General features: G+C 67.5%; 14 protein-coding genes. 3 read left to right on the forward strand and 11 right to left on the reverse strand.

Annotation, left to right across the window (positions count from 1 at the left end):
• Positions 1 to 49: 49 nt before the first annotated feature.
• The 4 genes from dxs to aroC all read right to left on the reverse strand — a co-directional run bounded on the left by dxs (position 50) and on the right by aroC (position 4,558).
• Positions 50 to 1,966, reverse strand: a complete 1,917-nt coding sequence (dxs, locus tag H536_RS0108030) for a 1-deoxy-D-xylulose-5-phosphate synthase (RefSeq protein WP_024349976.1) — start codon at positions 1,964 to 1,966, stop codon at positions 50 to 52.
• Between the two features lie 155 nt (positions 1,967 to 2,121).
• Positions 2,122 to 2,394, reverse strand: coding sequence for an exodeoxyribonuclease VII small subunit (locus tag H536_RS22470; protein ID WP_009210630.1), 273 nt, complete (start codon positions 2,392 to 2,394; stop codon positions 2,122 to 2,124).
• A 63-nt stretch (positions 2,395 to 2,457) separates the two neighbouring features.
• On the reverse strand, positions 2,458 to 3,384 hold the full coding sequence (locus tag H536_RS0108040; RefSeq protein WP_024349977.1) for a histone deacetylase family protein: 927 nt from the start codon (positions 3,382 to 3,384) through the stop codon (positions 2,458 to 2,460).
• Between the two features lie 79 nt (positions 3,385 to 3,463).
• On the reverse strand, positions 3,464 to 4,558 hold the full coding sequence (gene aroC / locus H536_RS0108045) for a chorismate synthase (protein ID WP_024349978.1): 1,095 nt from the start codon (positions 4,556 to 4,558) through the stop codon (positions 3,464 to 3,466).
• Between the two features lie 219 nt (positions 4,559 to 4,777).
• Between aroC and H536_RS0108050 the strand changes: the two genes are divergently transcribed.
• Complete coding sequence (locus tag H536_RS0108050) at positions 4,778 to 5,026, forward strand: DUF1344 domain-containing protein (RefSeq protein WP_024349979.1); 249 nt, start codon at positions 4,778 to 4,780, stop codon at positions 5,024 to 5,026.
• A 7-nt stretch (positions 5,027 to 5,033) separates the two neighbouring features.
• Here the strand turns inward: H536_RS0108050 and H536_RS0108055 are convergent, their stop codons facing one another.
• The 4 genes from H536_RS0108055 to H536_RS0108070 all read right to left on the reverse strand — a co-directional run bounded on the left by H536_RS0108055 (position 5,034) and on the right by H536_RS0108070 (position 8,161).
• Complete coding sequence (locus tag H536_RS0108055; protein ID WP_024349980.1) at positions 5,034 to 5,627, reverse strand: histidine phosphatase family protein; 594 nt, start codon at positions 5,625 to 5,627, stop codon at positions 5,034 to 5,036.
• A 37-nt stretch (positions 5,628 to 5,664) separates the two neighbouring features.
• Positions 5,665 to 6,489: an enoyl-ACP reductase FabI gene (fabI, locus tag H536_RS0108060; protein ID WP_009210626.1), complete on the reverse strand. Its 825-nt coding sequence runs from the start codon at positions 6,487 to 6,489 to the stop codon at positions 5,665 to 5,667.
• A 134-nt stretch (positions 6,490 to 6,623) separates the two neighbouring features.
• Positions 6,624 to 7,589, reverse strand: a complete 966-nt coding sequence (locus H536_RS0108065) for a DnaJ C-terminal domain-containing protein (protein WP_024349981.1) — start codon at positions 7,587 to 7,589, stop codon at positions 6,624 to 6,626.
• Between the two features lie 128 nt (positions 7,590 to 7,717).
• Entirely contained in the window at positions 7,718 to 8,161 is a 444-nt protein-coding gene (locus H536_RS0108070) for an RT0821/Lpp0805 family surface protein (protein ID WP_024349982.1), read from the reverse strand.
• Between the two features lie 73 nt (positions 8,162 to 8,234).
• On the opposite strand from H536_RS0108070, the gene pdxH reads away from it, so the two are divergent.
• Positions 8,235 to 8,858 carry a pyridoxamine 5'-phosphate oxidase gene (gene pdxH, locus H536_RS0108075; RefSeq protein WP_024349983.1) on the forward strand — a complete coding sequence of 208 codons (624 nt, stop codon included), beginning with the start codon at positions 8,235 to 8,237 and terminating at the stop codon, positions 8,856 to 8,858.
• An 18-nt stretch (positions 8,859 to 8,876) separates the two neighbouring features.
• On the opposite strand, the gene H536_RS0108080 is transcribed toward pdxH, so the two are convergent.
• The 3 genes from H536_RS0108080 to H536_RS0108090 all read right to left on the reverse strand — a co-directional run bounded on the left by H536_RS0108080 (position 8,877) and on the right by H536_RS0108090 (position 11,688).
• Positions 8,877 to 9,581 (reverse strand): NAD-dependent deacylase, encoded by a 705-nt coding sequence (locus tag H536_RS0108080; protein ID WP_024349984.1) that lies wholly within the window; start codon positions 9,579 to 9,581, stop codon positions 8,877 to 8,879.
• A 55-nt stretch (positions 9,582 to 9,636) separates the two neighbouring features.
• Positions 9,637 to 11,052, reverse strand: coding sequence for a metalloprotease TldD (gene tldD / locus H536_RS0108085; protein WP_024349985.1), 1,416 nt, complete (start codon positions 11,050 to 11,052; stop codon positions 9,637 to 9,639).
• Positions 11,053 to 11,175: 123 nt separating this feature from the next.
• A complete protein-coding gene (locus H536_RS0108090) occupies positions 11,176 to 11,688 on the reverse strand; it encodes an invasion associated locus B family protein (RefSeq protein WP_009210621.1) in 513 nt (170 codons plus the stop codon).
• A 368-nt stretch (positions 11,689 to 12,056) separates the two neighbouring features.
• Between H536_RS0108090 and coxB the strand changes: the two genes are divergently transcribed.
• Positions 12,057 to 12,962, forward strand: coding sequence for a cytochrome c oxidase subunit II (coxB, locus tag H536_RS0108095; RefSeq protein ID WP_024349986.1), 906 nt, complete (start codon positions 12,057 to 12,059; stop codon positions 12,960 to 12,962).
• Positions 12,963 to 12,964: the final 2 nt, after the last annotated feature.

Raw genomic sequence — 12,964 nt, forward strand, 5'->3', positions numbered from 1 at the left:
GGCAAATGGCAAGCAGTAACGCGCGCGAAGCCCTTTATCGAGGAGGAGGTTACGCCTGCAGGACGCGGCTGGCTTCGGTGCCGAGGGCCCGGAAGACGGTGTCGACGATGCCCTGCCGGTCGAGTGCCGCCTGGCGGATCATCGTCTCCGGCGCGGCGTGATCGAGGAAACGGTCGGGCATGATCAGCGGCCGGATCTTCAGGCCGTGGTCGAGCAGGCCGCGCGCCGCCAGATGCTCCAGCACCTGCGAGGCGAAGCCGCCGCTGGCGCCTTCCTCGACGGTAATCAGCACCTCGTGGTTGCGGGCGAGGCGACCGATCAGTTCGGTGTCGAGGGGCTTGGCGAAACGCGCATCGGCGACGGTGGTCGACAGGCCGAAGGTTTCCAGCTCTTCGGCCGCGGCGACGCTGTCGGCAAGGCGCGTGCCGAAGGACAGGATGGCGACCTTGGTGCCCTCCCTGACGATGCGGCCCTTGCCGATCTCCAGCGCCTGCCCGCGTTCCGGCATGTCGACACCGGTGCCGTTGCCGCGCGGATAGCGGAAGGAGATCGGGCCCTCGTCGTAGACGGCGGCGGTGCGCACCATGTGGCGCAGCTCGGCCTCGTCGGCGGCGGCCATCACCACCATGCCCGGCAGCGGGCACAGGAAGCCGGTGTCGAAGGAGCCGGCATGGGTCGGCCCGTCGGCGCCGACATAGCCGGCCCGGTCGATGGCGAAGCGCACCGGCAGCTTCTGGATCGCCACGTCATGGACGATCTGGTCGTAGGCGCGCTGCAGGAAGGTCGAGTAGATCGCGGCGAAGGGCTTGTAGCCCTCGCTGGCCAGCCCGGCGCAGAAGGTGACGGCATGCTGCTCGGCGATGCCGACGTCGAAGGTGCGCTTGGGAAAGATCTCGCCGAACTTGTCGAGGCCGGTGCCGCTGGGCATGGCGGCGTTGACGGCGACGATCCTGTCGTCGTCCTGCGCTTCCTGGATCAGGCTGTCGGCGAAGACGCCGGTATAGCTCGGTGCATTGCCCTTGGACTTGGCCTGGGCGCCGGTGATGACGTCGAACTTCGACACGCCATGGTACTTGTCGGCGGAGTTCTCCGCCGGGCCGTAGCCCTTGCCCTTCTTGGTGACGACATGGACGAGGATCGGCCCGGTCTTGGCGTCGCGGACATTCTTGAGCACGGGCAGGAGATGGTCGAGATCGTGGCCGTCGATCGGCCCGACATAGTAGAAGCCGAGCTCCTCGAACATCGTGCCGCCGGTGAAGAAGCCGCGGGTATATTCCTCGGTCCGCCGGGCGCCCTCGCGGAAGAAGCCGGGCAGGTGCTGGCTGATCGACTTCGCCTGGTCGCGCAGGCTGCGATAGGTCTTGCCGGAGACGAGGCGGGCCAGATAGGCGCTCATGGCGCCGGTCGGCGGGGCGATCGACATGTCGTTGTCGTTGAGAATGACGATCAGCCGCGCGTCGAGCGCGCCGGCGTTGTTCATCGCCTCATAGGCCATGCCCGCGCTCATCGCGCCGTCGCCGATCACCGCGATGACGTTGTTCTTGCCCCCCGACAGGTCGCGCGCCACGGCCATGCCGAGGCCGGCAGAGATCGAGGTCGAGGAATGGCCGGCGCCGAACGGGTCGTATTCGCTCTCGGTGCGCTTGGCGAAGCCCGACAGGCCGCCTTCCTGGCGCACGGTGCGCATGCCGTCGCGGCGCCCAGTGAGAAGCTTGTGGGGATAGGCCTGGTGGCCGACATCCCAGATCAGCCGGTCGTCGGGCGTGTTGAAGACGTGATGGATCGCCACGGTCAGTTCGACCACGCCGAGGCCTGCGCCCAGATGCCCGCCGGTCTTGGAGACCGCGTCGATCAGGTCGGTGCGCAGCTCGTCGGCCACCTGCCGGAGCTGGCTTTCCTTCAGGGTCCGCAGATCGGCGGGGGAGGAAATCTGGTCGAGCAGTGGCGTTACCGACTTCGAAGACACTGGCGGGACCTTTCACTGCCTGTCAGATGCACGCGCCAGCGGCGCGAAACACTTTACATCGGTTCCAAAACGCGAGGTTCAACCCGCTGGCCGCAAACACGAACGGACAACGGCCGGAGGGAACGTCCGGTTGCCTTGTCCTTCGGGGAAGCGTCTCAATCGGGGTCGAGCGGCTCGGTGCCGACCGGCTTGCCGGCGCGGTTGAGCTTGATCTTCTCGACCTTGTCCTCGGCCACGGAGAGCAGCCGGTCGCAATGGTTCTTCAGCTTCTCGCCGCGCTCGTAGATGCGGATCGAGCGGTCCAGCGGCACATCGCCGCGTTCGAGATCCGAGACGATCCGCTCCAGTGCCGCGAGGGCATTCTCGAAGCTCATCTCGGCAATGTCGGAATCGTCGGTCGGGAGCGGGGCGTCGTCGCGTTCGGGCATGGTGTCCGTCTGTCTTGTGTTTCCGAATGTCCGGTGCCGGGCCTCTTGTCGAAGAGGTCGTGATCAGCCGGTCATCATCCGCTTGACATGGGCGGTGGTGGAGACCGCGAGGCCGTGCAGGTCGTAACCGCCTTCGAGGAGGCTCACAAGCCGGCCATCGCAGGCCCGGTCGGCCAGCGCCATCAGTTCGGCGGTGGCCCAGTCGAAATCCGCCTCGGTCAGCTTCAGATTGGCCAGCGGATCGCGGTGATGGGCGTCGAAGCCGGCCGAGATGATGACGAGGTCGGGATGGAAGTCCCGCAGCGCCGGCAGCACCCGCGAGCGGAACGCGTCCTTGAAGACGTCACTGCCGTCGCCGGCCGACAGCGGCGCGTTGACGATGTTGCCCTGGCCGGTCTCGCCCTTGGCGCCGGTGCCCGGATAGAGCGGCATCTGGTGGGTCGAGCAGTACATCACCGACGAATCCTCCCAGAAGATGTCCTGGGTACCGTTGCCGTGGTGGACGTCCCAGTCGACGATCGCGACGCGGTCGAGGCCGTGGACCGTCTGGGCGTGGCGCGCGGCGATGGCGGCGTTGTTGAACAGGCAGAAGCCCATCGCGGTCTGGCGCTCGGCATGGTGGCCGGGCGGGCGGGCGGCAACGAAGACATTGTCGCATTCGTCCGTCATCACGTCGTCGACGGCCGCCGTCGCCGCGCCGACGCCATGCAACGCCGCGGTGAAGCTCTTCGGACTGACGATGGTGTCGTTGTCGACACGCACCAGCCCTTCCTCGGGGATCGTCGTCGCGACCTTGCGGACGTAATCCTCCGGATGGCAGCGATAGATCGCCTCCAGCGATCCTTCCGGCGCCTCGGCCCGGTCGAGATGCTGGAACGCCTCGTCCTCGAGCGCGGCCGTGACCGCCTGCATGCGCTCGGGGCGCTCGGGATGGCCGGGACCGGTGAGGTGCTCGGCGAAAATGGGGTGATGATAGAGACGTGTCCGCATGGGGCGACCTTAGCGTCCTCGCGGACCTGTTCAACGATTTGTTTGACGATCCGGCCCGTGCCGGAGGCGGGGAGGGGCGTCAGCCCCGCCCGGTCTGGCCACGATGGCGCAGATAATGGTCGGCCACCGCGCAGGCGACCATCGCCTCACCGATCGGCACGGCGCGGATGCCGACGCAGGGATCGTGGCGGCCCTTGGTCATCACGTCGACCTCGTTGCCGTCCGCATCGACCGAGCGGGTCGGGGTGAGGATCGACGAGGTCGGCTTGACGGCGAAGCGGGCCACGACCGGCTGGCCGGTGGAGATGCCGCCCAGAATGCCGCCGGCATGGTTGGTCAGGAATTGCGGCGCGCCGTCGGGCCCGATGCGGATCTCGTCGGCATTCTCCTCGCCCGACAGGGTCGCGGCGGCGAAGCCGTCGCCGATCTCGACGCCCTTCACGGCGTTGATCGACATCAGATTGGCGGCGATGTCGCCGTCGAGCTTGGCGTAGATCGGCGCGCCGAGGCCGCCGGGCACGCCCTCGGCGACCACCTCGACGATGGCGCCGACCGACGAGCCGCTCTTGCGCACGGCGTCCAGATGCTCCGCCCAGCGTTCGGCGGTCTCAGCGTCGGGGCAGAAGAACGGGTTGCGGTCGACCTCGTCCCAGTCCCAGCGGCTGCGGTCGATGGCGATGGTGCCGATCTGGACGAGGGCCGCGCGGACCGTCAGGCCCGGCACGATCTGCCGGGCGATGGCGCCGGCCGCCACGCGGGTCGCGGTCTCGCGGGCCGAGGACCGGCCGCCGCCGCGATAGTCCCGCACGCCGTATTTCATGTCGTAGGTGATGTCGGCATGGCCGGGCCGGTAGCGCCGGGCGATGTCGGAATAGTCCTTCGAACGCTGGTCGGTGTTCTGGATCTCCAGCGCGATCGGCGTGCCGGTGGCGACGAGTTCGCCCTCGGTCTCACCCGGCATCACGCCGGACAGCACCCGCACCTGGTCGGGCTCCTGGCGCTGGGTGGTGTAGCGCGACTGGCCGGGGCGGCGCTTGTCGAGATAGGCCTGGATGCCGGCTTCCGAGAACCGGGTTCCCGGGGGCGTCCCGTCGACCACGCAGCCGATCGCGATCCCGTGGCTCTCGCCCCAGGTGGTGACGCGAAAGAGATGACCGAAGCTGTTGTGGGACATGGAATTCCGCCGAAAGGAGAAGAGGCCTGGAGGAAGCCTCGCTTACGTTAGCTTAACCAAATCCGTCAAATGCAACGGATCGAAACGAATTGTAATTTTCGCGCACGAGAATTGACACAATCGGGGCCAAACATCGCAGCTGACAGACGCCCCGGAGAGGGGCAGCGAGAACGCCGCGTGCCATGATGGCGGTCGCGGCGGAGGTGGAAGGACCATACAGTGACCAGGCAGATTCTCGCATTCTTCGCGACGTCCTTTCTCACCGTGGCGATGACGATCCCGGCCATGGCGGAAGAAGTCGACGGCACCATCGAGGCGATCGACCGCGAGCACGCCCAGTTGCGGCTCAGCGACGGCGTCACCTACCGCCTGCCGGAGAATTTCGACTACGACGTCGTCGAGCCCGGCATGGACGTGGTGCTGATCTTTGGCGAGACCGAGACCCTGCGCATCGTCGAGGCCGGCTGAGCAGCGCTCAGACCCAGGTCAGCCCGCCGTCGAGCCAGTGCAGGATGCGGTCCTGCGCGATGTCGCCGCGGGCGGCGGCCCGGTCGTCGAAGCCGCCATACATGCGCAGGATGCAGCGCGACACGCCGCCATGGGCGGTCACGATGGTCGGCCGCGACAGGCTTTCGAAGACGGGGCGCACCCGTTCGGCCAGAAGCGCATAGGATTCGGCCTTCTCGCCCGGCGGCACGAAGTTCCACTTGTCGGCTTTGCGCCGCTTCGGCCCGTCCGGATCGCTCTTGCGGACCTCGGCGAGGGTAGAGCCCTGCCAGTCGCCGAAATGCAGCTCCACCAGGCGCGGATCTGTCTCGAAATCGTCCGGGGGAAGGTCCAGTTCGGTGCGGATAATCCGCATCGTCTCGACGGCACGGCCGAGCGGGCTCGACAGGAAGCTGAAGCCGGAGGCGCCGGCGCCGAGGATGTTGCGCAGGCACAGGCCGTTGCGCCGGGCCTGCTCGCGGCCGAGGGCGTTGAGCGGAATGTCTTCCTGACCCTGCAGCCGGCCTTCGGCGTTCCAGTCGGTCTGGCCGTGGCGGCAGAGATAGAGTTCGGTCGAAATCATCGCAGCATCCGCCATGGCGTCGGAGAGAGGGACCGGCTTACGGCAGGTCCTTGACCACCGAGATGTCGGGCGCGTCGACGGCCTTCATGCCGACCACGTGGTAGCCCGAATCGGCATGGTGGATTTCACCGGTCACCGAGCGCGACAGATCCGACAGGAAGTAGAGGCCGACATCGCCCACCTCGTCGATGGTCACGGTACGGCGCAGCGGCGCGTTGTACTCGTTCCATTTGAGGATGTAGCGGAAATCGCCGATGCCGGAGGCGGCCAGCGTCTTGATCGGGCCGGCGGAGATGGCGTTGACGCGGATGTTCTTCGGGCCGAGATCGACCGCCAGATACTGGACGCTCGCCTCGAGCGCGGCCTTGGCGACGCCCATGACATTGTAGTTCGGCATCACCTTCTCGGCGCCGTAATACGACATGGTCAGCATCGAGCCGCCATCGGTCATCAGCTTCTCGGCGCGCTGGGCGACCGCCGTGAAGGAATAGACCGAGATCAGCATGGTCTTGGAAAAGTTCGCCTCGCTCGTGTCGACATAGCGACCGGTCAGCTCGTCCTTGTCGGAAAAGCCGATGGCGTGGACGAGGAAGTCGAGCTTGCCCCATTCGTCCTCGATGGTCTTGAAGCAGGCATCGATGGAGGCGGCGTCGCTGACGTCGCAATGGCCGACGACCAGCGCGTCGAGCTCCTTGGCCAGCGGTTCGACCCGCTTGCGCAACGCGTCGCCCTGATAGGTGAAGGCGAGTTCCGCACCGGCCTCGCGGGCCGCCTTGGCGATGCCCCAGGCAATCGAGCGGTTGTTCGCGACGCCCATCACGAGGCCACGCTTGCCGGTCATCAGACCCTTCGATTCGGCCATGGCGCGACTCCCTCAAGACAGCGTGCAAACAATGCTTTGGCGGCGGCGGGTATGGCATAGCCCCGCCGGGCCTTCAAGCACGCTTGCGCCGCCCTCTCCGGCAGGGGCGTCGTTTGCCGGGCGACCGTGGCCGATCAGCCGATGGCGTCTTCGCGCTCGGCCTGTTTCTGGAACAGCGCGGCGAGATCGGCGTCGCCCTCGGGCAGCATGATGCGCACCGACGCCATCAGGTCGCCGCGTCCGCCGACCTTCGTCGTCAGGCCCTTGCCGCGCAGGCGAAAAGTCTTGCCGGAATTCGTCCAGGCCGGAATGGTCAGCGCAATACGGCCGTCGAGGGTCTCGACCTCGACCTTGCCGCCGAGCACCGCGGTCTTCAGCGGCACCGGCAGATCGTGGATCAGATCGCGGCCGTCGATGCGAAAGCGCGGATGGGGCGCGAACTGCACGGTGACCAGCGCGTCGCCGGGCTTGCCGCCGGGCACCGGGGCCGGCTGGCCCTGGCCCTTGAGGCGGATCGTCTGGCCGTCCTCGACGCCTTCCGGCAGCCGGATCGCCAGCCGCTTGCCGGTCGGAAAGATCGCCTCGACCTTGGCGCCGGACACGACGTCGGCCAGCTTCACCTTCAGATTGGCGTTGATGTCCTCGCCCTTCGTACTGGCATTGCGGGCGCCGGCAAAGCCGGGTCCGGCCGAGCGACGGCCACCGGCCGCGCCGGCGAAGGCCTGCTCGAAGAAGTCCGAGAACAGCCCCTCGGCGCCCATATCCTCCGGGCCGCCCGTCGAGCGGAAATCGAAACCGCCGGGCCGCTGGCCGCGGCCGCCGCCGAAGCCGCCGGCGCCGAACGGGCTGCCGCCACCGCCGAAGCCCTGGAACTTCGCCTTGCCCTCGGCGTCGATCTCGCCCCGGTCGAACTGCGCGCGCTTGTCCTTGTCACCGAGAATTTCATAGGCCTGGTTGGCCTCGTTGAAACGCGCAGCAGCCTTCGGATCGCTGGCATTGGCATCCGGGTGATACTGCTTGGCGAGCTTGCGAAAGGCGGATTTGATCTCCTTTTCGCTCGCTGTCTTGGCAACGCCGAGGACGGCGTAAGGGTCGCGCATGACGCAATGGGTCCTTCACGAATGATGGCTGGGCGAATGTGACGCGGAGGGTCCGCGCCCTGCGCCTATATGGTGGATGCCGCCATGGAATTTAAGGGTCCAGGGCCCCGATCGGCGCCAGGATCACCTCAGCCGTTCTCGTCGAAGCGCACCAGGGCCCATTCGCCGGCACCGGTGGTGCAGGCCTCGCCATTGTAGAGCGCGACGCCGTCGAAGCGCTGGCGCGAGGTCTGGAAGGTCCGGCAGATGCGCGATCCGTTGCGCACTTCCTGCAGGGCGCTGATCACGCCGTTGGTCCCGGTCTGCGGATTGGCCCAGGGATAGCTCTTGGCCGCCGCCTCGATGTCGGCGGCCGACACCGCGTTGCGGACCGTGCGGCGGTCGGAGAGGCGCTCGAGATCGGGGATCGCCGAATTGTCGCTCGAGGCCGCCGGGGCAGGGGGCGGTGCGATCGAGCCGGTGATCAGCGTGTCGTCGATCATGTCGCCCGCATTCGGGCCGGCGACCACGCATCCGCCGAGCGCGAGCGCGAGCGCGAGCAGGCCGGCCAGGAGGATTTGGAACGATGCCATCGATCTCTTATCTGTTACGGCGCCGCGCCGCGAATCGTTGCGACGATGTCATATGCAAAGGATCATGACGATAATGGCTAGCGAAGCCTTAACTCTTGGTGAAAGACCCGTCGGCGACGATCCGATCGCGCTGTTTTCGGCCTGGCTGGAAGATGCCGAGGCGAGCGAGCCCAACGATCCCGGCGCAGTGGCGCTGGCGACGGTGGACGCGGCCGGCCTGCCGGATGTGCGCATGGTCCTGTTGAAGGAGTTCGATGCGCGCGGTTTCGTCTTCTACACGAATTTCGAGAGCGCCAAAGGGGCCCAGCTTCTGGCCAGCCGCAAGGCGGCCATGTGCTTCCACTGGAAGTCGCTGCGCCGGCAGGTGCGCGTGCGCGGTCCGGTCGAGATCGTCTCGGACGCCGAGGCCGACGCCTATTTCGCCTCGCGCCCCCAGGGCAGCCGCATCGGCGCCTGGGCATCCCACCAGTCGCGCCCGCTGGCAAGCCGGGTAGTCCTGGAGGAGAAGGTCGCCGCGCTCGGCGCCGAATATGGCGACGGCCCGGTGCCGCGCCCGCCTCACTGGTCGGGCTTCCGGCTGATGCCGACCCAGATCGAGTTCTGGCATGACGGCCAGTTCCGCCTGCACGACCGCGCCATCTTCACGCCGCGCGGCGAGCCGGGCGCCGGCTGGAACGTGGAGCGGCTCTACCCGTAAAGGCAAACGGCCTGCGGCTCAGCGCCGCGCCAGCATCTCGTCGACGAAGTCGGGCACGAGGCGGCTGGCCGGCCCGTGCCGCGCTTCGGAAAACAGCGTGGTGCCGGCCGACGGCTCGAGATTGAGCTCCAGCGTGCGGCTGCCATTGGCCCGCGCGTCCTCGACGAAGCCGGCGGCGGGATAGACCGCGCCGCTGGTGCCGATCGACACGAACAGGTCGGCTGCGGCCAGCCGGTCGTAGATCATGTCCATGTGGTACGGCATCTCGCCGAACCAGACGACGTCCGGCCGCATGCCCGCCAGGCTGCCGCATTGGCGGCAGGCCAGTTCCGTCGACAGCTGGTCGGGCGACGGGCCGCGTGTGCCGCAGCGGGCGCAGAGCGCTTTCGCCAGTTCGCCATGCATGTGGATCACGCCACGCGAGCCGGCCCGCTCGTGCAGATCGTCGATGTTCTGAGTGACCACCGTGACGCTGCCGGAAAATTCCCGCTCGAGCCGCGCCAGAGCGAGATGGGCCGGGTTGGGCTTCACGCCCGCGAGCCCGGCCCGTCGCTGGTTGTAGAAATCATGGACCATGGCCGGGTCGCGGGCAAAGCCCTCCGGCGTCGCCACGTCCTCCAGCCGGACCTTCGACCAGATTCCGCCGACGTCGCGAAACGTGTCGACGCCGGATTCGGCCGAGATACCGGCGCCTGTCAGGATGAGGATCGACTGGAACTGCATGGCACTCGTCCGGCTGTCGGGGCGCGATCGGGAGGGGCTGCGGGACGGCGGCGGCTCAGGTCTCGGTGCCGCCCACCGTCATGCGGTCCATGCGCAGATGCGGCTGGCCGACGCCGACCGGCACGCCCTGGCCGTTCTTGCCGCACATGCCGATGCCGGTATCCAGCGCCACGTCGTTGCCGACCATCGAGACCCGGTGCATCGCCTCCGGGCCGTTGCCGATCAGCATGGCGCCCTTCACAGGCTCGGCCACCTTGCCGTCGCGGATGCGGTAGGCCTCGGTGCAGCCGAAGACGAACTTGCCCGAGGTGATGTCGACCTGCCCGCCGCCGAAGGACACGGCATAGATGCCGTCCTTCACCGAGGCGAGGATCTCCTCCGGCGTGTGCGGGCCGTCGAGCATCATCGTGTTGGTCATGCGCGGCATCGGCACATGGGCATAGGACTGGCGCCGGCCATTGCCGGTGGAGGCCATACCCATCAGCCGGCCGTTCTGACGGTCCTGCATGTAGCCGACGAGCTTGCCGTCCTCGATCAGCACCGTGCGGTTGGAGGGCGTGCCCTCGTCGTCGATGGTCAGAGAGCCGCGGCGCTCGGCCACCGTCCCGTCGTCGACGACGGTGATGCCCTTTGCGGCGACCTGCTGGCCCATCAGGCCGGAGAAGGCCGAGGTCTTCTTGCGGTTGAAGTCGCCTTCCAGCCCGTGGCCGACCGCCTCGTGCAGCATGACGCCCGGCCAGCCCGAGGCCAGCACGATGTCGAAGGTGCCGGCAGGGGCCGCGACGGCCCGCAGATTGACGCGGGCCTGGGCGATCGCCTTGTCGGCGATGGCCTGCCAGTTCTCGGTGACGAAGAATTCCGAAAAGCCCGTCCGCCCGCCGGCGCCGAAGGAGCCGGATTCCTGGCGGTCGCCTTCGCCACAGACGACGGAGACATTGATGCGCACGAGCGGGCGCACGTCCTTCACCAGCCGGCCGTCGGCGCGCAGGATCTCGACATTCTGCCATTGCGAGCCGAGCGTGACGGAGACCTGGCGCACGTCATCGCCCTGGCCGCGCAGATAGGCGTCGATGTCCTGGAGCAGCCTGACCTTCGCCTCGAAGCCGGGCGAGGGGATCGGGTTCTCGTCGCCATAGACCTTGTGGTTGGTGCCGGCCGGCGCTTCGGCGTAGCTGCCCTGGCGCCCGGTCTTCACGGCGGAGACCGCCTGCGCGGCGCGCTTCAGCGCGGCATCGGAAAAGTCGCCGGCATGGGCATAGCCGACGGCCTCGCCGGACACCGCTCTCAGGCCGAAGCCCTGGTCGGTGGAGAAATTGCCGGCCTTCAGGCGGCCATTGTCGAAGACCAGCGATTCCGATTCGCGGTATTCGAGGAACAGCTCGCCATCATCGGCGCCGGACAGGGTTTCCCCGAGAATCGCGTCGATCTCGGCGCGTGAGATGTCGAAGCGCTCGATCAGCGACGCGGACATGGCAGGACTCCTCTGGCAACAGGCCCCGCAGATAAGCGTCGCGGCGCCGCCTGCCAACAGGGGCGCCGCGCGATGCGATCGTCGACGGTCCCGCGCCGGGGCGCAAACCGTCTCCGCAGGGTGTCAGGGGAGGGCGGCGAAGCCGTCCGCAAAACCGTTGAGATCGACCGGGATGCCGATGCCCTGTTCGGGGGTCTGGAAGACGATGAAGGTGGCGGTGGCGCCGCCCGACAGCGTCTTCAGGAGTTCGTCGGCGAGGATCACCTCGGCATAGCAGCCGTCGTCGAAGCAGCGCACGAACTGCGCGCGGCCGATATCCTTGCCGTCGACATAGAGGCCGAGACCGTTCGGCAGGAGAATGCCCAGCGGCGCCAGGACGCGCAGGATCCGGGCCTGCTGGTCGGCCGTCTTCAGGGCGACGATCGACAGGCCGATTTCCGGACGGTCCTCGGCGACGACGTTCTGCAGGAGCGCGCACTGGTCGCCCGAGGCGCCCGCTGGCTGGTCGCAGACGATGGCCCAGGCGCCGTGCTGGGACTTGACGGTGCCGGTCGCGCCGGACTGGGCGAAGGCCGGGTGAAGGCTGGCGGCGCAAAGGGCGAGGGCCGCAGCCGCCGTCTGAAGGGTTCTGATCATCGGGTCATCCGGTTCGAGACTGGATTGGAATGTGCCGGCGTTATAGCAAACAAATGGTTACCGGACAGCGTCCGTCGAACAGAACGGGCCGGAGCGGCGGCAAACGGGCCCGGTCGCGGCAATGCGAATCGTCCGCGGGGCGATGCCGTGGAGGCGCCGGAATGCCGGTCCCGGCGCAAAAATGCCGCAAGCTTGCGATGGTTCTAAGATGTTGCGGCGCGCCGGGTTTCGTGGTTTTAAGCGGCGAGCCGAAGATTCTTCCGATTTCGCGGGATGCCGGTGCTGGCGCCGGATGGCGGCAGGCGCTATTCGTCCCCGAAACGCCGGTTCCCACCACTGACGCACGAGCGCGCAGGGAGACAATGCGAGTGAAACGATCGATCTTTGCCGCGATGGCATCCATGGGGACCGCCGGTTCGGCTGTCGCACAGGAGAGTGACCTGCTTCCGGGTCAGCCGCACCCCTGGCAGATGGGCCTGCAGGAAGCGCTGTCCCCCATCGAGGCGCAGATCCACTGGTTCAGCGACTACACGCTCGCCTTCATCATTCCGATCACCATCCTGGTCGCCGTGCTTCTGGCCTGGGTGGTGTTCCGCTATCGCGCTTCGCGCAACCCGGTCCCCTCGCGCACCAGCCACAACACCATGATCGAGGTGGTCTGGACGCTCGCCCCGGTGATCGTTCTTCTCTTCCTGGCGGTGCCGTCCTTCCAGCTTCTGACGGCGCAGTACAATCCGCCGAGCGAGCCGGAGCTCACCGTCAAGGCGACCGGCTACCAGTGGTACTGGGGTTACGAATACCAGCCGTCCGAAGTGTCGGCCGAGGCCGAGGCCGAGCCGGTCTCCTTCGAATCCTATCCGCTGATCGAGGATGATCGTGACGCGAGCGGCAAGGCCGATCGCAACGTCTATCCGCACCTGCTCGCCGTCGACAACGAGATGGTCGTGCCGGTCGATACCGTCATCCGCCTGATCTCGACCTCGGGCGACGTCATCCATTCCTTCGCCCTGCCGTCGCTGGGCGTGAAGGTCGATGCCGTGCCGGGCCGCCTCAACGAATACTGGTTCGAGGCGCAGCGCGAGGGCATCTTCTACGGCCAGTGCTCCGAGCTCTGCGGCCAGGCTCACTACAACATGCCGATCGCCGTGCGCGTCGTGTCCAAGGAGCAGTTCGCCGCGTGGTACTCCGCCGCGTCGGGCAGCCTCGAGGACGCCAATGCACAGCTGACGGCGCGGATCCAGTCCGGCGACTCCGTCGCCGTGGCCGGCCGCTAACA

The sequence above is a fragment of the Aurantimonas coralicida DSM 14790 genome (genome assembly GCF_000421645.1).
In the GTDB taxonomy this organism is placed as follows: domain Bacteria; phylum Pseudomonadota; class Alphaproteobacteria; order Rhizobiales; family Rhizobiaceae; genus Aurantimonas; species Aurantimonas coralicida.

Excerpts from the sequence above, each read along its gene's own strand:
- H536_RS0108055 (WP_024349980.1), bottom strand. The coding sequence starts at position 5,627 with ATGATTTCGACCGAACTCTATCTCTGCCGCCACGGCCAGACCGACTGG.
- H536_RS0108090 (WP_009210621.1), bottom strand. The coding sequence starts at position 11,688 with ATGATCAGAACCCTTCAGACGGCGGCTGCGGCCCTCGCCCTTTGCGCC.
- pdxH (WP_024349983.1), top strand. The coding sequence starts at position 8,235 with ATGGCTAGCGAAGCCTTAACTCTTGGTGAAAGACCCGTCGGCGACGAT.
- H536_RS0108070 (WP_024349982.1), bottom strand. The coding sequence starts at position 8,161 with ATGGCATCGTTCCAAATCCTCCTGGCCGGCCTGCTCGCGCTCGCGCTC.
- aroC (WP_024349978.1), bottom strand. The coding sequence starts at position 4,558 with ATGTCCCACAACAGCTTCGGTCATCTCTTTCGCGTCACCACCTGGGGC.
- H536_RS22470 (WP_009210630.1), bottom strand. The coding sequence starts at position 2,394 with ATGCCCGAACGCGACGACGCCCCGCTCCCGACCGACGATTCCGACATT.
- H536_RS0108080 (WP_024349984.1), bottom strand. The coding sequence starts at position 9,581 with ATGCAGTTCCAGTCGATCCTCATCCTGACAGGCGCCGGTATCTCGGCC.
- fabI (WP_009210626.1), bottom strand. The coding sequence starts at position 6,489 with ATGGCCGAATCGAAGGGTCTGATGACCGGCAAGCGTGGCCTCGTGATG.
- tldD (WP_024349985.1), bottom strand. The coding sequence starts at position 11,052 with ATGTCCGCGTCGCTGATCGAGCGCTTCGACATCTCACGCGCCGAGATC.
- H536_RS0108065 (WP_024349981.1), bottom strand. The coding sequence starts at position 7,589 with ATGCGCGACCCTTACGCCGTCCTCGGCGTTGCCAAGACAGCGAGCGAA.
- H536_RS0108040 (WP_024349977.1), bottom strand. The coding sequence starts at position 3,384 with ATGCGGACACGTCTCTATCATCACCCCATTTTCGCCGAGCACCTCACC.